The 19,690-nt window shown below is 67.4% G+C and carries 17 protein-coding genes; 9 read left to right on the plus strand and 8 right to left on the minus strand.

Translation table 11 applies throughout. From position 1 onward, the window contains the following. Positions 1–166: 166 nt before the first annotated feature. Together GKE82_RS04775 and GKE82_RS04780 are read right to left on the minus strand one after the other, a co-directional pair. Positions 167–1,594: an SGNH/GDSL hydrolase family protein gene (locus tag GKE82_RS04775; protein ID WP_154732490.1), complete on the minus strand. Its 1,428-nt coding sequence runs from the start codon at positions 1,592–1,594 to the stop codon at positions 167–169. Positions 1,595–1,752: 158 nt separating this feature from the next. Beyond that, positions 1,753–2,661, minus strand: coding sequence for a phosphorothioated DNA-binding restriction endonuclease (locus tag GKE82_RS04780; protein WP_154732491.1), 909 nt, complete (start codon positions 2,659–2,661; stop codon positions 1,753–1,755). 533 nt (positions 2,662–3,194) lie between these two features. Between GKE82_RS04780 and GKE82_RS04785 the strand changes: the two genes are divergently transcribed. After that, positions 3,195–5,042 carry a hypothetical protein gene (locus GKE82_RS04785; RefSeq protein ID WP_154732492.1) on the plus strand — a complete coding sequence of 616 codons (1,848 nt, stop codon included), beginning with the start codon at positions 3,195–3,197 and terminating at the stop codon, positions 5,040–5,042. A gap of 235 nt (positions 5,043–5,277) precedes the next feature. Here GKE82_RS04785 and GKE82_RS04790 read toward each other — a convergent pair whose 3' ends face one another. Both GKE82_RS04790 and GKE82_RS04795 read right to left on the minus strand, forming a co-directional pair. Continuing rightward, complete coding sequence (locus GKE82_RS04790) at positions 5,278–6,603, minus strand: IS256 family transposase (RefSeq protein ID WP_154732000.1); 1,326 nt, start codon at positions 6,601–6,603, stop codon at positions 5,278–5,280. A 100-nt stretch (positions 6,604–6,703) separates the two neighbouring features. Beyond that, complete coding sequence (locus GKE82_RS04795; RefSeq protein WP_154732493.1) at positions 6,704–6,982, minus strand: hypothetical protein; 279 nt, start codon at positions 6,980–6,982, stop codon at positions 6,704–6,706. A 111-nt stretch (positions 6,983–7,093) separates the two neighbouring features. Here GKE82_RS04795 and GKE82_RS04800 point away from each other — a divergent pair, with 111 nt between their 5' ends. Next, the gene (locus GKE82_RS04800; protein WP_196189050.1) at positions 7,094–8,419 is read left to right on the plus strand and encodes an IS256 family transposase; all 1,326 of its coding nucleotides are present in this window, start codon (positions 7,094–7,096) and stop codon (positions 8,417–8,419) included. Here GKE82_RS04800 and GKE82_RS04805 read toward each other — a convergent pair whose 3' ends face one another. Beyond that, positions 8,420–9,091, minus strand: a complete 672-nt coding sequence (locus GKE82_RS04805; RefSeq protein WP_154732494.1) for a hypothetical protein — start codon at positions 9,089–9,091, stop codon at positions 8,420–8,422. Between the two features lie 21 nt (positions 9,092–9,112). Here GKE82_RS04805 and GKE82_RS04810 point away from each other — a divergent pair, with 21 nt between their 5' ends. The 4 genes from GKE82_RS04810 to GKE82_RS30560 all read left to right on the plus strand — a co-directional run bounded on the left by GKE82_RS04810 (position 9,113) and on the right by GKE82_RS30560 (position 14,028). Then, positions 9,113–10,438, plus strand: coding sequence for an IS256 family transposase (locus tag GKE82_RS04810; protein ID WP_154732000.1), 1,326 nt, complete (start codon positions 9,113–9,115; stop codon positions 10,436–10,438). Between the two features lie 288 nt (positions 10,439–10,726). Next, positions 10,727–12,322: an ATP-dependent endonuclease gene (locus tag GKE82_RS04815; protein WP_154732495.1), complete on the plus strand. Its 1,596-nt coding sequence runs from the start codon at positions 10,727–10,729 to the stop codon at positions 12,320–12,322. Next, complete coding sequence (locus GKE82_RS27855) at positions 12,315–13,145, plus strand: UvrD-helicase domain-containing protein (RefSeq protein ID WP_154732496.1); 831 nt, start codon at positions 12,315–12,317, stop codon at positions 13,143–13,145. Before GKE82_RS04815 ends, GKE82_RS27855 begins: the two co-directional genes overlap by 8 nt. Further along, positions 13,135–14,028, plus strand: a complete 894-nt coding sequence (locus GKE82_RS30560) for a 3'-5' exonuclease (RefSeq protein WP_309233792.1) — start codon at positions 13,135–13,137, stop codon at positions 14,026–14,028. Before GKE82_RS27855 ends, GKE82_RS30560 begins: the two co-directional genes overlap by 11 nt. Before the next feature lie 49 nt (positions 14,029–14,077). Here GKE82_RS30560 and GKE82_RS04830 read toward each other — a convergent pair whose 3' ends face one another. Next, positions 14,078–14,275, minus strand: coding sequence for a hypothetical protein (locus GKE82_RS04830; RefSeq protein ID WP_154732498.1), 198 nt, complete (start codon positions 14,273–14,275; stop codon positions 14,078–14,080). 260 nt (positions 14,276–14,535) lie between these two features. On the opposite strand from GKE82_RS04830, the gene GKE82_RS04835 reads away from it, so the two are divergent. From GKE82_RS04835 to GKE82_RS04845, 3 genes are all read left to right on the plus strand, one after another. Further along, positions 14,536–15,861 carry an IS256 family transposase gene (locus tag GKE82_RS04835; protein WP_196189050.1) on the plus strand — a complete coding sequence of 442 codons (1,326 nt, stop codon included), beginning with the start codon at positions 14,536–14,538 and terminating at the stop codon, positions 15,859–15,861. A 680-nt stretch (positions 15,862–16,541) separates the two neighbouring features. Continuing rightward, a complete protein-coding gene (locus tag GKE82_RS04840; protein ID WP_154732499.1) occupies positions 16,542–17,561 on the plus strand; it encodes an IS110 family transposase in 1,020 nt (339 codons plus the stop codon). Between the two features lie 79 nt (positions 17,562–17,640). Next, positions 17,641–17,943 carry a hypothetical protein gene (locus tag GKE82_RS04845; RefSeq protein WP_154732500.1) on the plus strand — a complete coding sequence of 101 codons (303 nt, stop codon included), beginning with the start codon at positions 17,641–17,643 and terminating at the stop codon, positions 17,941–17,943. Here GKE82_RS04845 and GKE82_RS04850 read toward each other — a convergent pair. Then, the gene (locus tag GKE82_RS04850) at positions 17,940–19,199 is read right to left on the minus strand and encodes a site-specific integrase (protein WP_154732501.1); all 1,260 of its coding nucleotides are present in this window, start codon (positions 19,197–19,199) and stop codon (positions 17,940–17,942) included. The genes GKE82_RS04845 and GKE82_RS04850 overlap by 4 nt on opposite strands. Further along, complete coding sequence (locus tag GKE82_RS04855; protein ID WP_154732502.1) at positions 19,196–19,408, minus strand: helix-turn-helix domain-containing protein; 213 nt, start codon at positions 19,406–19,408, stop codon at positions 19,196–19,198. The genes GKE82_RS04850 and GKE82_RS04855 overlap by 4 nt, the downstream gene beginning before the upstream one ends. Positions 19,409–19,690: the final 282 nt, after the last annotated feature.

A 19,690-nucleotide genomic window follows, 5' to 3' on the forward strand; every position in this document is an offset into this window, starting at 1 on the left:
TGCGCCGTCGCGGGAGCCTGCGCCCCGGCGAGGATCGCCGCGCCGGTGACGGCGAGGACGGCGGGACGGAGAGCGCGACGGGTGTCGGAGATCGGCATGACCCGACCCTCGCGCGCGGCGAGGGCCGGGTCGAGGGGCCTCTCAGAGATCTCTCACATCCCGCGGCTCAGCCGAAGTACTGCGGGGCGACCTGCCGCAGCCGGGCGGCGATGGCCCGGTGACCGAGATCGTTCGGGTGGAACGACGCGTCCTTGTCCAAGGAGTCGACGTGCACGCCGTTCAGCCAGTCGACCGAGCCCTTGTTGCAGGCGGGGTGGTCCTGAAAGGTCCGCGTAAGGTCGACGTAGCGGAAGCCGCGTCGCTGCCCGATCGCTCGCCTGATGGTCCGGTTCATCGTGAGGACCGCGCGCAGGAGGACCGGGCCGTCCTCACGGGAGAGCGCACCGCAGCCCTCGATGCGGGACGGGTGGACGACGCGCGGGTACCCGAGGACGTAGACCTTGGCGTTCGGCGCCTTGCGACGGACCGCCGTGTACAGCGTGGCCAGGTCGCGACGGACTCGCGTGACGGCGGAGCGCTGGATCTCCTGGTTGACGGCCGCGTAGCAGGGGTTGCCGCCGGGAAACAGGCACGACTTCGCGATCCGTTCGAAGTTGAAGTCGTTGCCGCCGGCGGTGAGCGTCACCACGCGGGTCCCGCTGTCGAGCGCGTCCAGCTGGTCGGCCAGGACGTCCTTGGAGGTCGCTCCGGCGCAGGCCTGGAAGTAGAAGTCGCTGGTGATGATGCCCTGCTTCAGCCCGCCGCGCAGCTGCCCGAAGAACGCGCCAGGTGACTGCTTGCAGCCGCTGGTCTGGGCGGCGTCGGTCCCGAGGCCGGAGGAGTAGGAGTCCCCGATCGCCGCGTAGGTGCGGATCGGCTGCGGCTGGGTCACGCAGCGCTTCAGGCCGGCCGGGACGCCGTCCTGCCAGCGGTTGACGGCGTCGGCCGGGACGAAGCCGGCGCCGCGCCCGCGCGGGTTGGCGTAGAACCACAGGCCGCCCTTGTGGGTCATCGCGCAGCCCAGCGCGGTCCACGACTTGGCCGGCAGCGTCGTCGCGATCGGCGCGCCGCCGGGACGGTCGAGCAGCTGGACGTCACGCGTGACGCGGTACTCCTTGCGCGGCCCCCAGGGCTGCTTGAACCAGACGTGCCCGGCGCCGGGGTCGGCACAGGACGGCACGCCCTGCAGTCGCCCGTCGGTGTAGGTCTTGATCGCGTTGTCGATCACCCAGCCGACGCCGGGGATGCGGGTCCAGAGCCGGCGTCCGGACTGCGTGTCCGCGTAGAGCTGGCAGTCGATCGTGAACCAGCTGTCCTTCTGCGGGTAGGAGTACGGGTCGGAGCGCGCGTTGAGCTCCGTGTACGCGGTCGCGTTGCGGACGATCCGGTACTTCAGGTTCGGTCCCCAGGGCTTGAGGACCGTCACGTGCGTGGGGTCCGGTCCAGGAGCGGGGGTGCTCGGCCCCTCGCCTGGAGCGGGCTTGGCGGCCGCCAGGCCCGGCAGGCCGAGCGCGAGGATGGTCAGGAGGAGGATGGGTGCAAGAAGTCGTCGCATGTGCGACATCCTGCAATTCAGCGCGACGCGTGTCGCGCCGCTCTCACGGAGTTCTCACCGGGGCCTCATGGTGCTCTCACGAACGCTGGACAGCGCGTCGCATGTGGGGCACCGCGGGGTCGACCGGGTGGTGGCCGGGGGGCCCGGACCGAGGTGCGTTAGGCCGCGCGCGCAGGAGCCCGGAAGACCTGCGCGCGATGCCAGTCGGCGTGGTCGGGACGGATCGGCGGGTTGCCGGGTTGCGGTCGCCCGAGTGGCCGTCCGGCGAGCGCGTGGAGACCGTCGGCGACACCGGTCGATCCTGAGATGTGCTGGGAGACGAGCAGCCGGTACTCGTCGTCGATCGACAGCGCGCCGCGGTCGAGGGCGAGGTGGTGCAGCGCGCACAGGCAGAGGCCGTTGTCGAGCTCGTCCGGTCCGCCGTGCGTGTGCCACAGCACGTGCGCAGCCTCGAGTCCGAACGCGTCGGAGCCCAGGTAGACGTTCCAGCCGCAGGCCGCGCACCGGTACTCGTATGCGACGAGCACTCGGTGACGAAACGCCCGATCGCGTTTGCGCTTGCGCACCTCCGCGACGGTCGCGGCGGCCGCAAGATCGAGCCCGACGGAGCTCGCGATCGGGTCGTGCAGCGATGGCTCGAAGTGCCGATCGAGGACGGCGTGCGCCGCGAGACGCACGAGCTCCGGGTCGTCGCGGAGTGCGCGGTCGAACTCCTCCACGAACCCGCCCCACCCGGCGGCCCGCAGGGCGGTGACCCCGGGACGCCTGCTGCTCGGCCCCGTGTCGAACTCCTCGACCGCAGGCACGTCCCAGAGCCCGTCGTTCCGTAGGTGCCAGAACGGGTACCGCGGCTCGGTGGGACGCGGCGGGCCGAAGCCGTCGAGCAACTCCTGCAGCGGGCCCTCAGCCCCCGCGAAGGCCACGAGCCGCGGCTCCCCTGTCTGCACCCGCGCCAGCGCGTACAGCAGCAACAGCGGCTTGTGCGGCGCCCGCATCCCGTCGCGCTCCGAGACCCGGATCGCCTGCAGGCGATCCAGCAACTCCCCGCGTACCTGATCCCCGGGCATGACGGGTCACGCTAACCGAGGCGGTGCGCTGCAGCGAGCAGTCGCAAGGCCGGCATGCGCCGAAGTCCAAGGAGCTGCCCGCCCTCGCAGTTGTTCCGACGAAAGACGAGCACTTGCGCCCGGCTGTCCCCCCTCAGCAGGTCCGAAAGCTCCTGTACCTCCGTGGCTCTCGGCAAGTCCTGGAGACACGATTTGAACCTGCCACCGCCCGGCCCCCCAGCCCAAGACTGGTGATTCTGCTGGGTCGAAAACCCAGTGTTCATCGGGGTTCAGTGTACCTGAGGTGTCCTCGGTTTCGCCTAGTTGGGACCCCGTTCGGACCCCGCGGTGACGGGTTCGGCTGGGAGACGGGGCGACGTCGGACTCGAACCCCAAGCCGGCCCGGCCAAGACATGCGCGCGCGGTCCGTCGCGACCGGACGGACGTCCGTCACGCGAGCGATCATCGACGCGATGGGCCAGTCTCCAAGAACCGCGGCGGACTTGTTTCGCGCCATGCCTCCGTCCCGTGCACGAGACAGAGCAGAGGCCGGAATGCCGGACGCGCTCAAGCGCGCCCACCTCCCGGCACTCGACGCTGGGCCACGCGAGATCTCACAGATCAAGCGCGCGATCACCGCCGACCTCGAGCCCTTCGATGCCATGCACGTCCTGGCTTGCATCGCGGCGACGGAGATGTTCAGTCGCCCGGACATCTACACGGAGCTCGACGCGGATTCGGCGGCGACGATTGAGTACGTCGCGTCGATTCTTCTCGAGCGGGGAACGCCTGACCCGATTGGATCACCAGGCGACGATGTGGCAATGAGCCGGGCCATCCAGCAAACGCTGGATCGCACTCGCGGGATCACCATGCAAGCGATCTTCAGTGCCCGAGAGCGCGAGAAGAGCGCACAGGACCCCATCGAGGCGATCGCGGCAACAGTCGAGGTCCACGACGCGATCTCACGCTGGCCGGGCTATGCACAGCAAGCAGAATCCCTCCTGGCCCATCTGGGACAGGACGACGAAATAGCGAGTTGCCTCCAATCAGTCCTAGGCTTCGACATTGCTCAGGCGTTGGAACTCGAAGACGCAGTTGGACGCCTCCTCACGCGGCGGATGAATGCACATGGTGAGCGAACGGCTTCTCTCGCCAACGAAGTGCACGAGTCGATCGCTCGATCCGCCGACGGATCAGCAACTGACGCGGCCCTAGTTGACGCGCGTCTCGCGTTCGCTCGCGGCATGCGACTGATCGCCGACGAACATTTCTCCGTGAAGCTCAGGGACGCGCTGCTCGTCACCCCGACCGACTTGGCTGAGGAGGCGGGCATGGATCAATCGTTGGCCGAAGCGTTCTTGGATTGCTTTGCAAGCCGATTCGGCGACACCAAGGGCACCAACCTGATGACTGGTCGGAACCAGGTCCGTCGCCGCCCGTTCGTCTCAGACGGCACCGGGCGATATCTCTTGACCCTGCCCGGCAACCTCCTCTGGGAGTTGCGGCCGCGGATCGAGGAGGCCCTGAAGCGCACACCGCCCATGTTCCATCGGTATGAGGCGACGCGTTCGCGATACGTGGAGACCACGGCTGCAGCTCACGTCGCCAAGGCGCTGAAAACGGACCAGGTCTGGACCAACGCGTGCTATTGGCTCGACGGTATTCGGTACGAAGCGGACGTCATCGCGGTCATCGATGATCTTTGCGTGATCGTCGAAGCCAAGGCGGGAGCAATGGCGGGGACGTCGTGGCGCGGTCGCAAGGCCGACCTCTCGCGCGATCTCCAGGACCTTCTCGGGAAGAGTTCGGAGCAGTGCGCGAGGCTCGCCGCGGAACTTGACGGTGGGCTCTCGCCTTCGTTCTTCGATCGCAACACGAACGAACCGATCGCGATACCAGTCGCGGCTGCGACTCGTGTCGAGAGTGTTGTGGTCACGCTCGAAGGGCTGGGGTTCGTCGGGCTCGTCTTCCCGAAGCTCCGAGAAGCGGGGCTGCTCGGTGACGGCGAACCGCCGTGGGTTGTGTCTCTCTATGACCTTGGCGCCGTCGCGGACAACTCGACGTACGCTCCGCAGTTCACATCGTTCATTCGGCGACGGCGAACCCTGGACGAGCGCGTCGAGTTCCTGGACGAATGCGACCTGTGGATGATGCACCTCCGAGAAACGCTCGACTTCTCGTCGATTCGAGGACAAGCGATTCTTGTCGAAGGGCGCAGCGATCCGCTCCACCGGACCTGGATGTTCGGCGCACGTCCCCCGACGATGAAGCTCGACAAGGCTGCCAAGCGAAGGCTTCGCGAACTGGATCGCAAGCGCCCCTCTGGATTTCTCTCAGCCGGGGAACAGGTCGTCGCGGAGGCCCAGCGAGGCCGTCGTCCGAATGTCCAAGCTTTTTGACCAACCTCGCGGGACTAGTTAGGCATCAGGCGTTCGCGCGGTCGCGGCGACGCCCATGTCCGCCTCAACCAACGAGCAACTGTCTGGATTAGGAACGAGAAAATGGCCAGCTGAGGTCCGCACGCATCGCGTCAGCCCGAATGACTGAGACCTCGATCTGGTGGTCAAAGCGGTTGAGCGTCTTTTCAAGAGGATGTCCCGTTCGCCGTGGAACTTCTCGGTGGCGGTCCGGTGATCAGTGAGCGTGTGCGAGCGTAGCGGCCGGCTCGGGGGTCGTGGTGGACGGGGTCGGTGGCGTGGCTGTCGCGCGGCGTTCGGCGAGGTCTCGTTCGACGGCGAGGGTGAGGTTGGCGAGGTGGTCGACGCCGATGATCTTGCGGAACTGCTGCTCGGCTTCGAGCATGCCGGCGGCGGTCCATCTGAGGCACATGTCGCCCGACTGCCAGCGCTTCACGTTCCTCGAGGTGCGCCGGACGAACTCGATCATCGACTCGATCGGGTTCGTGCTGGCGAGCGTGCGGCGCAGCTGTTCGTGGCAGCCGAGCCGCTGCAGGGTCAGCGTCTCCGGGAGGCCCTCCCGCAGCGACGTGGCCGCCCCGGGATGCGACCGCGTGAGCTCGTCGGCGAGCCGGTTGAGGCCGTCGAGCGCGAGCTCGTAGTTCGACTGCTTCCAAGCGGTGCGCAACCTGCGCTTGACGAGGTCGCGATCCTGCTCGGGGAGGTGGTCCAGGACGTTTCTCTCCTTGTGACGGATGCACCGCTGCACCGGGACCGGGCCGAGGACCTGGTCGACCGCCGATCGGAGCGCCTTGCCGCCGTCGAGGACGACGAGGACGCCCTGGTCGAGATCGAGGCCGCGGTCGACCAAGTCGGCGAGCAGATGGCGGGCGACCGTGGCGTTCTCCGTAGAGCCGTCCCAGAGGCCGAGCGGGACCTTCACCCCGTCGGTCGTGACGCCCAGCGCGACGACGCAACAGCGCCCTTTCAGCTCGATCCCGTCGAGCATCAGCGCCGCCAGCCGGACATCGCCGAGGTCGCGGCTCATGAGGGCGCGCAGGTGCTCGGTCGTGCGGCCGACGAACTCGCGGCTGACCGCGCTCTTGGAGGTCGACCGCTCGGCCGCGGTCACGTGCTCGCCGACCGGCTCGCGGGTCCTGGCGAACCGCCGGGTCGAGACGCCGGCGAGCATCTGCTCGAGCACGACCCGGGTGAGCGGGTCGCGGTCGGCGAAGTGCGCATAGGTCTGAAGACGGATCTCGCCGCTGCCGTCGGCGGCCCGCACCCTCGGGCGTTGCACGCCGACGCGCCGGCCGCCGAGCGTGACCTCGCCCGCTTCATGGCCGTGACGAACCGCGACACGGTCCGGGTCACGTCGGCCCTTCGGTCCGACGACCTCGGTGACCTCCTCTTCCATCAGTGTGTCCAGCACGCCGAGCCCGACCCCGACCGACAGGGCCAGCAGCCCGTCCTTCGCAGCGTTCACGAGCTCGCCGAGCGCTTCCTGCACAGCCGGGGGCAGCGCAAGTTCGCGGTCGTCGCGGCCCTGCTCTACGTTCCTCATGGCGGTTCTTCCTTCCTCGTCGTGGATGACTTCGCACTCGCCACGCTCCCAACGGAAGCGGACGAGGCGGGAAGGACCGCCACCTACAAAGTTCTACGAGCTACGGGACAACCTCCTTTTCAAGGCCGTGGACTGTCTGCGCCCATTGCTCGGGCGCCGGCGTTGGATCGACGACGTAGATCAACCAGCCTCGCGCGGATCGCGCCGGCGCCGAAGCGCGGTACGCGTTCAGGATCTGGCTAGTGCGCTGAAGGCCCTGCACCGTCACCGACTCGGTGGCGTCGGGCGGGATCGCTCGGACTTCCACCACTACGTCTTCGAATCCCTCGGCCTGATCGAGAAGAAGCCCGTCTAGGTAGACGGTGTTGGCGCCAGGCAAGAGGTTGTCCCGTAGCTCGTAGAACTTTGTAGGCGGCGGTTCTCCCGCCTCGTCCGCTCCCGTTGGGAGCGTGACGGGTGCTTGAAGTCCATCCGAGACAGGAGAACCGCCGTGAGGAACGTAGAGCAGGACCCCGACGGCCGCGAGCTCGCGCTGCCGCCCGCTGTGCAGGAGGCGCTCGGAGAGCTCGTCAATGCCGCCAAGGACGGGCTGCTGGCGTTGAGCGTCGGCGTCGGGCTCGGCGTGCTGGACACGCTGATGGAAGAAGAGGTCACCGAGGTCGTCGGCCCGAAAGGCCGACGCGACCCGGACCGCGTCGCGGTGCGCCACGGCCACGAACCGGGCGAGGTCACCTTGGGCGGCCGGCGTGTCGGCGTGCAACGCCCGCGGGTGCGGGCCGCTGACGGCAGCGGCGAGATCCGCCTTCAGACCTACGCGCACTTCGCCGACCGTGACCCACTCACCCGGGTCGTGCTCGAGCAGATGCTCGCCGGCGTCTCCACGCGACGGTTCGCGCGCACCCGGGAGCCGGTCGGCGAGCACGTGACCGCGGCCGAGCGGTCGACCTCCAAGAGCGCGGTCAGCCGCGAGTTCGTCGGGCGCACGACCGAGCACCTGCGCGCGCTCATGTCGCGCGACCTGGGCGACGTGCGGTTGGCGGCGCTGATGCTCGACGGGATCGAGCTCAAAGGCCGCTGCTGCGTCGTCGCCCTCGGGGTCACGACCGATGGGGTGAAGGTCCCGCTCGGCCTCTGGGACGGCAGCACCGAGAACCAGACGGTCGCCCGGCACCTCCTCGCCGACCTCGTCGACCGTGGCCTGGACCTCGACCAGGGCGTCCTGGTCGTCCTGGACGGCGGAAAGGCGCTGCGCGCGGCGGTCGACCAGGTCCTCGGCCCGGTCCCCGTCCAGCGATGCATCCGCCACAAGGAGAGGAACGTCCTGGACCACCTCCCCGAGGCCGATCGCGACCTCGTCAAGCGCAGGTTGCGCACCGCCTGGAAGCAGTCCAACTACGAGCTCGCGCTCGACGGCCTCAACCGGCTCGCCGACGAACTCGCCCACTCCCATCCCGGAGCCGCGGCGTCGCTGCGCGAAGGCCTCCCCGAGACGCTCACACTGCAGCGCCTCGGCTGCCCCGAGCAACTCCGCCGCACCCTCGCCTCGACGAACCCGATCGAGTCGATGATCGAGTTCGTCCGCCGCACCTCCAGGAACGTGAAGCGCTGGCAGTCCGGCGACATGTGCCTCAGATGGACCGCCGCCGGCATGCTCGAAGCCGAACAGCAGTTCCGGAAAATCATCGGCGTCGACCACCTCGCCACACTCACGATCGCCGTCGAGCGCGACCTCGCCGCCCGACGCTCCGCAACCGCCTCGCCGACCATGTCCACCACGACCCCCGAGCCGGCCGCTACGCTCGCACCCGCTCACTGATCACCGAACCGCCGCCGAGAAGTTCCACGGCGACCGGGACATCCTCCCAGGCAACGCAACACGAGTCTGCATCGCGTAGGGCATCGGCACCAAGGCGGCAACTGCGGAGAGGACCTCGCGTTCGATGTCCAAGAGCCGATCGACGCGCTCCCGACGGGCGTTGGTGGACTCCGGCGCCGGAGCCTTCTCGTTGCGCACGCCGCTCTGCGCCGCGTCTACTTCTGCCGCCTCACGGCGAGCCTCTGTCTCGAGCTCCTCCTCGGTCTGGCGGCGAAGTCGTGACTGTAGGTCCTGCAACTCTGCCTTCGCGCGGTCAGTGTCAGTCTGTTCCTGCAGCTTGAGATCTGGGACCGACCACAGCAGCACACCCAGCCCCATCATGAGAAGAACAACCGCGATCGGCAGTGCTGCCTCGCCGATGTCGCTGGCGAGGCGCTGACGCCGCTCCAGTTCATCACGCGACGTGGCGTTTAGGCCAGCCAGCTCCTTCTCAGACACTCGCAGCACGGCGTTGTCGCGAAGCACGTATCCCGGGAGGGCAAACGCAGCGAGGCACAAAAACACGCCGACCGAGACGCGAGGTTGTCCCGTAGCTCGTAGAACTTTGTAGGTGGCGGTCCTTCCCGCCTCGTCCGCTTCCGTTGGGAGCGTGGCGAGTGCGAAGTCATCCACGACGAGGAAGGAAGAACCGCCATGAGGAACGTAGAGCAGGGCCGCGACGACCGCGAACTTGCGCTGCCCCCGGCTGTGCAGGAAGCGCTCGGCGAGCTCGTGAACGCTGCGAAGGACGGGCTGCTGGCCCTGTCGGTCGGGGTCGGGCTCGGCGTGCTGGACACACTGATGGAAGAGGAGGTCACCGAGGTCGTCGGACCGAAGGGCCGACGTGACCCGGACCGTGTCGCGGTTCGTCACGGCCATGAAGCGGGCGAGGTCACGCTCGGCGGCCGGCGCGTCGGCGTGCAACGCCCGAGGGTGCGGGCCGCCGACGGCAGCGGCGAGATCCGTCTTCAGACCTATGCGCACTTCGCCGACCGCGACCCGCTCACCCGGGTCGTGCTCGAGCAGATGCTCGCCGGCGTCTCGACCCGGCGGTTCGCCAGGACCCGCGAGCCGGTCGGCGAGCACGTGACCGCGGCCGAGCGGTCGACCTCCAAGAGCGCGGTCAGCCGCGAGTTCGTCGGCCGCACGACCGAGCACCTGCGCGCCCTCATGAGCCGCGACCTCGGCGATGTCCGGCTGGCGGCGCTGATGCTCGACGGGATCGAGCTGAAAGGGCGCTGTTGCGTCGTCGCGCTGGGCGTCACGACCGACGGGGTGAAGGTCCCGCTCGGCCTCTGGGACGGCTCTACGGAGAACGCCACGGTCGCCCGCCATCTGCTCGCCGACTTGGTCGACCGCGGCCTCGATCTCGACCAGGGCGTCCTCGTCGTCCTCGACGGCGGCAAGGCGCTCCGATCGGCGGTCGACCAGGTCCTCGGCCCGGTCCCGGTGCAGCGGTGCATCCGTCACAAGGAGAGAAACGTCCTGGACCACCTCCCCGAGCAGGATCGCGACCTCGTCAAGCGCAGGTTGCGCACCGCTTGGAAGCAGTCGAACTACGAGCTCGCGCTCGACGGCCTCAACCGGCTCGCCGACGAGCTCACGCGGTCGCATCCCGGGGCGGCCACGTCGCTGCGGGAGGGCCTCCCGGAGACGCTGACCCTGCAGCGGCTCGGCTGCCACGAACAGCTGCGCCGCACGCTCGCCAGCACGAACCCGATCGAGTCGATGATCGAGTTCGTCCGGCGCACCTCGAGGAACGTGAAGCGCTGGCAGTCGGGCGACATGTGCCTCAGATGGACCGCCGCCGGCATGCTCGAAGCCGAGCAGCAGTTCCGCAAGATCATCGGCGTCGACCACCTCGCCAACCTCACCCTCGCCGTCGAACGAGACCTCGCCGAACGCCGCGCGACAGCCACGCCACCGACCCCGTCCACCACGACCCCCGAGCCGGCCGCTACGCTCGCACACGCTCACTGATCACCGGACCGCCACCGAGAAGTTCCACGGCGAACGGGACATCCTCCGAGACGCGGAACTTCGTGTAGCTCTGTGGATCCGGCCGCCCGGGCACCACCCGTACGGTGTCAGGTTGCGCTAGGCGGTGCTAGACGTCGCATCGCATCGGCTGAGGCGAAGCGTCTGTCGGTGGCTCGCCGTGCGCTGTCTATTGGTCAATCGACACCGCCAGGCCATCGCAGCTAAGTGGCATGCTGCGGTACGTCAGACCCGGCAAACAGATGCAGCGTCGGCTAGGTTCTCGTCAGCATGCGTCTGGTCAGCGTCGAGATCAGAAACTTTCGGCTCTTCGTTGACTTCCGCCTCGATCTCAACGGCGACTCAGTGTCGGTGGTCGCGCCGAATGGCGGCGGGAAGACGAGCCTTCTCCGCGCTATCGCGTCCGCGCTGACGGGTCAGCGGATCACCGAGAAAGGCGACTTCCGTGACGTGACGCGCCCGATCGAACTGATTGCGACGCTCGATCAACTCAGCCCGTCCGACCAAGCTGCGTTCGTCGATGCTGTGGAGTTTGGCGGTGGCGCAGCGCGGCTGCGAATCGGCGTGCGGGCGGTGTGGGATGACGTGTCCGGCGAAGTCGACTCACTTTGGGGCTTTCCCGGGCTTGATTGGCAGCGCGTGGGGCGATCTGCGCGTGGGGCAGTCAAAATCATGTGGCTCCCCGCGGACCGCGATCCCGCGCGTCTCGTCGCCTTCGCCAGACCCCGAAGCCTGATGGATGACGTCTTGGCGACGCTACCGCTCGATCTAGCCCTGAACGCAGCCATCGCGTCGATTGAGACGGCCCTAAACGATGTGGTGGCCGACCCTGCCATGGCCGGTCTTCTCGGCGGGCTCGACACGCAACTGACGGCGCTGGTACCTGACGCCTACGCCGGCGCTTTCGACGTCGATACGGCGGTTCAGTCACCTCGCGATCTACTCGCTCAGTTTCAACTCGCGATGTCGTACCTCGGGCCGCACGCCGCGGTGGCCAAGCAAAGCAGCGGTTTGGCCCAGCTTGCTGCATTCATCGTGGGACTCCAACTGCTCGACGGGGACACGATCTTGCTGGTCGACGAACCCGAGATGTCGCTGCATCCGCAGGCTCAGCGGTCGGTGTTGCGCGCACTCTTGGCCAAGGCAGGACAAGGGATCATCGCGACTCACTCGTCTAGCTTGATTAGTTCCGTTACGCCGCGCGACGTCGTCCGTCTCAAGCGAGGTTCCGCCGACGTCGAGCCGAGGCGCGCAGTCACGCTTACGCCTGACGACTCCACGAAACTCCAGCGCTACGCAACGGCAGAGACCGCGGAGGCTTTCTTCGCAAGCACCGTGCTGTTTGTCGAAGGGGCGAGCGACCTCCTTGCGCTGAGAGTCATCGCCCGGACGATCGGCGTCGACCTGGATGCGCGCGGAGTGGCGGTGATCTCGCTCGATGGTGCAGGACTGCTGTCGACGTACTTGCGGTTGTTGGGACCGCAAGGCCTCGACATCGCGGTTAGCGGGCTCTGCGATCTTGATGCTGAGGCCGATTGGATCGCCAAGCTCGCCGGGGCAGGCCTTACGGTGACCGATCGCGCGTCGTTCAATACCGCGGGATTCTTTGTATGCGATCTGGACCTTGAAGCTGAGCTTGTTCGCGCGGTCGGTGCGCACCAAGTCGAAGCGGTCATCAATGCGGAGGGTGCGTCCCACCAGCTTGCGGCTTTCTGCGCGCTTCCGGGGAACACTGGCCTCTCACGAGACGACCAGTTGGCCGGGTTTCTCCGGAAAGCCAAGACCAGGTGGGCACCACTCGTCTCTGCTCTCGTGACGTCGACCAACGTCCCCAGCCCGATACATGACTTGTTGACTCATGTCTGACGATCAACCTCTTGACGACGAGCAGCGGGCCGCGGTGGAGGCTGACGACCGAGCGATCGCGGTCCTCGCCGGCCCCGGGAGCGGCAAGACCCGCACGCTCTCGCACCGTGCCCGTCATCTCCTTCGAAGCGATCAGGACAGCAAAGCTTTGCTACTGACCTTCACCAACAAAGCCGCGGCGGAGATGAAATCTCGCGCTGTCGGCGTTGCAGCGGTCCGCGCCGACCGAATCGATGCGGGGACCTTCCACAACTTCGGCATGCGGGTGCTTCGGTCTCATGGCGAGCTACTCGGGCTCGACCGTGAGTTCGACGTTCTCGACGAACTCGAAGCGCGCGAACTCGCCGCTTCGGTCGCGCTGGCGAACGGGACCGCGAATCACGCGCGGGCTTGGTCAACGAGTCGCATGCGTCAGCGGAAGCCAAGCGCCGCAGTCGCGGAGTTTGGAGAGTCGTACCAAGCAGCAAAGCTAGTGGCCGGGGTGGTGGACTTTGACGACCTCGTCGCACTGACCGCCCAACTGCTTGCGGAGAATCCAGAGATGGCGCGCGCGTACGGCATGAGCTACGCGCATCTCCTCGTCGACGAGTTCCAGGACACAAACGCTGCTCAGTTGCAGATTGTCTTGGCACTCGCCGACCACCTGTCGACGATCAGTGTCTTTGCTGATGACGACCAGGCCATCTTCCGCTTCGTGGGCGCGGAGAGCGCGAATATCAGCCGCTTCGTCGAGAAACTCGAGGCGGTCGAATGTCCCCCTCACGTGCAACTACCGCAGCAAGCGGAAGATCGTCGACGCAGCCAACCGCCTCATCTCAGCTGACCCCAAGGCAAGCGGGCGGAAGATGCGGGCCGATCGGCCCGACGGCGTTGTTGAGCTTCATTCGTTCTCAACGACAAACGAGGAAGCGGAGGCGGTCGCGGCCTCGATCGAATCAGCTCTCTCTCGTGTAAAGGCGCACGAGATTGCCGTGCTCGTTCGCTCCGGTTATCGCGCGGATGACGTCGTCGCCGCTCTCTCGCGCAGGCAACTCCCGATCAGTGACTGGCGCGGTGAAACGTACGAAGTCGGCGATCGTCGCACCCTCAGCGTTGTCCTTTCAGTGTTGAAGGGAAGGCTGAACCAGCGCCGAGCGCAACGGCTGTGCGAGTTCCTTGAGATCGAACTCGCCGACGACATGGCGGTGCATGACTTCCTCACGGCCCAAATGGAGCACCCTGCGTGCGCAGCGCTATTGCAGCTCAGAGAACGAGCTTTCGCCGGTGCATCGGCCAGCGAGGTAGTAGCCCGAGCGAAGTTCGTCATCGAGTGCGTCGACGCATCCCGCGCGATCAAGATTGACCCAGTGATCGAAGCGGTGCAGAACTTCGAGCGCCACGATCCTCAGTTTTCGGTCGATGACCTTCTCGCCGAGATTGCTCTCGGATCCGGCGGCCGCGCGCCCACCGAGGGCGGAGGTATCAAGGTCGCGTCGCTGCACAAGACCAAAGGCCTCCAGTGGCCGATCGTGTACCTGCTCGGCATGGAGCAAGGCATGCTGCCCGACCATCGGAGCATCGACGAAGAGTCGCTAAGGGAGGAGCGTCGCACGTGCTTCGTTGGCATCTGCCGAGCCGAGGACGAACTACATCTCACGTTCGCGCAGCTATCTGGAACGCACCGACGGACTCCGTCGCTATTCCTCCAGGAACTGGATGTGCTTTAGCTCGGCGAGTAGGCGACTACCGCCACTCCGTCGACGACCTGGAGGGCGCTCAGGCTGGTATGGAAACTGCCGACGCGTAGACCGTCTCGCCCACGGCGTTGCCATCGTCGTCCTGCGTGATGAGGAAGACGTCGTTGGCGGACTCGGGTTCGGCTTGGGCGATGCCGGCGAGGCAGTCGAGAGCGGCGGCGCGGTCGGTGAACGCGTCGAGGAGATTTCCGGTGCTGTCGAAGATCGAGTAGGTCATCTTCCGTTCCCAGGTTCGACACCTGTTCCCGCCATAGGTTAGGCACTAGGCGTCGATACTCACATCGACGACGCATTCCAGGAGTTGAGACGGACGCCCCCAGACGGACCAGTGGGCGGGGCCACCGGTCTTGGCAGGTCCGGGACGAGGAGGTTGTCCCGTAGCTCGTAGAACTTTGTAGGCGGCGGTTCTCCCGCCTCGTCCGCTCCCGTTGGGAGCGTGACGGGTGCTTGAAGTCCATCCGAGACAGGAGAACCGCCGTGAGGAACGTAGAGCAGGACCCCGACGGCCGCGAGCTCGCGCTGCCGCCCGCTGTGCAGGAGGCGCTCGGAGAGCTCGTCAATGCCGCCAAGGACGGGCTGCTGGCGTTGAGCGTCGGCGTCGGGCTCGGCGTGCTGGACACGCTGATGGAAGAAGAGGTCACCGAGGTCGTCGGCCCGAAAGGCCGACGCGACCCGGACCGCGTCGCGGTGCGCCACGGCCACGAACCGGGCGAGGTCACCTTGGGCGGCCGGCGTGTCGGCGTGCAACGCCCGCGGGTGCGGGCCGCTGACGGCAGCGGCGAGATCCGCCTTCAGACCTACGCGCACTTCGCCGACCGTGACCCACTCACCCGGGTCGTGCTCGAGCAGATGCTCGCCGGCGTCTCCACGCGACGGTTCGCGCGCACCCGGGAGCCGGTCGGCGAGCACGTGACCGCGGCCGAGCGGTCGACCTCCAAGAGCGCGGTCAGCCGCGAGTTCGTCGGGCGCACGACCGAGCACCTGCGCGCGCTCATGTCGCGCGACCTGGGCGACGTGCGGTTGGCGGCGCTGATGCTCGACGGGATCGAGCTCAAAGGCCGCTGCTGCGTCGTCGCCCTCGGGGTCACGACCGATGGGGTGAAGGTCCCGCTCGGCCTCTGGGACGGCAGCACCGAGAACCAGACGGTCGCCCGGCACCTCCTCGCCGACCTCGTCGACCGTGGCCTGGACCTCGACCAGGGCGTCCTGGTCGTCCTGGACGGCGGAAAGGCGCTGCGCGCGGCGGTCGACCAGGTCCTCGGCCCGGTCCCCGTCCAGCGATGCATCCGCCACAAGGAGAGGAACGTCCTGGACCACCTCCCCGAGGCCGATCGCGACCTCGTCAAGCGCAGGTTGCGCACCGCCTGGAAGCAGTCCAACTACGAGCTCGCGCTCGACGGCCTCAACCGGCTCGCCGACGAACTCGCCCACTCCCATCCCGGAGCCGCGGCGTCGCTGCGCGAAGGCCTCCCCGAGACGCTCACACTGCAGCGCCTCGGCTGCCCCGAGCAACTCCGCCGCACCCTCGCCTCGACGAACCCGATCGAGTCGATGATCGAGTTCGTCCGCCGCACCTCCAGGAACGTGAAGCGCTGGCAGTCCGGCGACATGTGCCTCAGATGGACCGCCGCCGGCATGCTCGAAGCCGAACAGCAGTTCCGGAAAATCATCGGCGTCGACCACCTCGCCACACTCACGATCGCCGTCGAGCGCGACCTCGCCGCCCGACGCTCCGCAACCGCCTCGCCGACCATGTCCACCACGACCCCCGAGCCGGCCGCTACGCTCGCACCCGCTCACTGATCACCGAACCGCCGCCGAGAAGTTCCACGGCGACCGGGACATCCTCGGGACGAGTTCGACCGTCGTCAGGTGCCCGCCGAGTTTCGGCACGCGTGCGGCCAGTTGGCGAGCAACCCCGACTGAGTCAAACATTGACAGCGCCATGTGGATGACTGCGGCTCGGTTCTCGGGTCCGCGTGGCGGACGCTCCAACTCGTAGTGCGACCGGAAGGCCTCCTCGAACGTGGGCGCCTCTCGTGACGCACTCACTCGGTACAGCCGCTTCGGCTCGGTCACGACCTCGACCTGAACCGTTCGAAGTATCGACATCCCGCGCGCCATCACCGGTCACGGCGCCCGCCGGCCGCCGTCGGCACCGCCCAGCGCGGCAGTTCTCCCGCATTCGCCTGCGACTTCCAACAGCACCAGACCCGCACACAGTTTCACTTGTTCAAAGTGCTGTTGTGGCGGGCGTCGGGAATGGGTCCGGCTCCGGTCGTAGCCTCGGCGCGGCGGGCTGACTCCAGACTTGCCTGTCCTCTTCCTGATTGAGAGGGAGAGTGACCTGCAAAGGGTCCTGTCGCCCGCCGCGTCAGAGGGTTCTCCGGCGTGACCTGATAGGAGCGTGGCTAGACGCCCCCAACCAGTGATGTCCGCCGAAGGGCCCGTCTCATCAGCGACATGAGAAGGGTGCGAGAGAGATGATCGTGATCGGGGTGGACGCCCACAAGGCGACGCACACCGCCGCGGCCGTGAACGGCTTGACGGCCGAGCTGCTGGGCGACGTAACGGTCAAGGCGAGGCAGCACGGGCACGCGCAGCTGCTCGCGTGGGCGAGCGGTTTGGACGAGCAGCGGGTGTGGGCGATCGAGGACTGCCGGATCCTCAGCAGCGGCCTGGAACGCGCGCTGCTGGAGGCCGGGGAGCACGTGTTGCGGGTGCCGCCGAAGCTGATGGCCAACCAACGCAAGTCGGAGCGGACGTTCTCGAAGTCCGACCCGATCGACGCGCTGGCGATCGCGCGGGCCGCCATCCGTGAACCGAACCTGCCGTCGGCGGTGCTGCCCGGGATCGAGCACGAGATTGGCCTGCTGGTCGACCATCGCGACGATCTGGTCAAGGAGTCCACCGGCTACCAGCGGCGGTTGCGCTGGCACCTGCACCAGCTCGATCCGGAGTACGAGATCCCCGCCCAGGGGTTCACCAACCCCAGCAACGTCGACAAGGTCGGACGCCGGTTGCAGCGCATGGAGCAGGTCACCCAGGTCCGGATCTGCCGCGACCTCGTCCGTCGCATCCGCGAGCTCAACAAGTACGCCAACGAGCTGCGCAAGGAGATCGGCCGGCTCGTGCGCCAGACCCACCCCGAGCTCCTGGCGATCCCCGGCATCGGGATCCTCTGCGCGGGCTCGATCATCGCCGAGGTCGACGGCATCGGACGCTTCCGCACCGAAGCCCAGCTGGCCTCCTACGCCGGCGTCGCACCCCTGGACGCCTCCTCAGGACGCCAACAGAGACACCGCCTCAACCGCACCGGCAACCGCAAACTGAACCGGGCCCTGCACATCGTCGCCGTCACGCAGATCCGGGTCTACCCGCCCGCCACCGAGTACTACGAACGCCGCAAGACCGAAGGCAAGAGCAACCGCGAAGCGCTGCGCACGCTCAAGCGCCACCTCGCCCGCAGGGTCTTCAACACCCTCCAGATCCAGACCGCTTGACACATAGGAGCGATCGCGAGTGACGCGTCTACGCGTATCGCCCGGGTAGACGACCGGCTGCTCAGCCGCCTAGGAGGACATGGGACGCCGGAAGCGCAACCGAATCCAGACCGCGGAGGTCACGGTGGGGCCGCCGCTCTCACGAATCGCACGGGTGCGCGTAGACGAGGCGACGTGGTCGGACTTCAAGCGGGCAATCGGCGACCGGTCGGTGGCTGAGGTCCTCGGCCGGTACGTCGAGACGGAGGTCGCGCGATGGAATCGTGACCTGGCGGTGCGTGAGGACGTCACGGAGCGAGAACTCGTCGACGCGCTCGCTCGGGCCGAGGTTCTGACCGACACGCTCAGCCGGATCACGCATCGGCTGACGGGACGCTTCTAGAAGCCTGGGAACTGCGGCGGTGATTCCGCGGAATCGTCTGGAGGCGTGATCGCGGCAATGACGTCGGGAGCGAACGCGTCGTTGACCATCGCGACCTCGTGCGCGCTCGGTGCGTAGTGCGAATAGATCTGTGTCGTCTTGGAGTCGGCGTGACCAAGCCACTCCTGGATGTTCCGGAGCGGAACGCCCTTGGCGGCAAGGCGCGTGGCGAAAGTGTGGCGGAGGTCGTGGAAGCGGACGACTCGGACGCCGGCTTCGCGGCACGCCGCTTGGAACTTCTTGGTGACCTTCGAGCCGTCGAGTGGCGCGTTGAGGAGCGGGTGGGCGAAGACGAGGTCGTCCGAGCCGGTGAACAGGGTGCGTCGGGACCAGGCGTTGAGCTCGGCGACGAGTTGGTCGCTCATGGGAACTGACCGACGCCGCGAGAGATCGGACTTGCCGTCGCCGGAGTGTTCGCCGCGGACGTAGGCGTTGCGCACTCGGATGCGCTGAGCCTCCCAATCGACGTCTCGCCAGCGAAGTCCGATCAGCTCGGAGCGGCGGAGACCCGTCAGGGCGGCCGTGCGGACGATCACACGGAGGACCGGTCCGAGGACATCGGGTGGCGGTGGTGGTGATGGGCCGCGCCGGCCTTTGCGAAAGGGCTTCGGCGCGGGCATGACGACCTCGTCCGGGATCGCGCGGATCACGGCCTCCAACTCCTCCAGTGTGAGGAACTGGAGGTCTGGATCGGCGTCGCCCTTGCGACGGCGGCGCGGGCGCGTGGCGCGCCGCACCGGGTTGTCGTTCGTCCACTCGAGATCGATCGCGTGCTCGAAGACCTGGTGCAAGAACGTGAGCGTGTTGCGGACCGTCTTCGGCGACAAGCCTTTCGAGGCGATCATGTCCTCGCCGAGCCGCTCGACGTCTCCACGGGTCACGCGGTCGAGAGTCTTCTCCCCCATCGCCGGACCAATGTGCAATCGCTGCTTGCGCTCGCAGCCGGCGGCGTAGGACTTCGAGACGCCGACGTACGCGAGCTTTCGCCGCAGCGCCGCGCAGGCGTCGTCGACCGTGTATTCGCCGGCAGCCTTCGGCGTGGGATGTAGGTCCTCCCTCCCCTGCAACAACCGGAACGCTTTCTCAGCCTCAGCGCGCGACAGCAACTCGGTAGAGCCGATCCGGCGATTCAACTTCCGGCCGTGCTCGTTCGTCCAACGCCCGTACCACGCGCCGTGCTTGACGTAGAGCGAGCCTGCCCCGCGTGGTCGGCTCATCGCTGCTCGACCTCCTCGATCCACGCGGCGATCGCCGACGCCCGGTAGCGGTAGTACCGGCCGAGCCGTACGCACGGAATCCGGCCGGCCCTCGTCTCGGCGTACACCAACGACGTCGTCACGCGCAGCATCGCCGCCACCTCGTCGGCGACCAGGAGCGTGTCGCGCGAGCGGCGAAGCTCGCCGTCGAAGTCGAGTTGGCCGTCCATCGTCGAACGTCCAAGGCGGACGACGCGACGGTCAGCCCACCCCCGAATCGAAACCAGAGAAAGCCAGCAGAACCCAGCCGCACGGACCCCGTTCGGACCCCGTGAGCGGAACTCAGACGGCCCTAGAACGCCGAAAACCCTGGAAGACCCAGGGCTTTCGAGAGTCGGGGAGACAGGATTTGAACCTGCGACCGCCCGGCCCCCAGCCGGTCACGTCGGTAGAAGTGGTGTAGGAGGACACCGGGTCCGGACGTAGTCCGACCACCGTGGTGTCCATGCTCG

The organism is Conexibacter sp. W3-3-2, from assembly GCF_009707605.1.
In the GTDB taxonomy this organism is placed as follows: domain Bacteria; phylum Actinomycetota; class Thermoleophilia; order Solirubrobacterales; family Solirubrobacteraceae; genus Paraconexibacter; species Paraconexibacter algicola.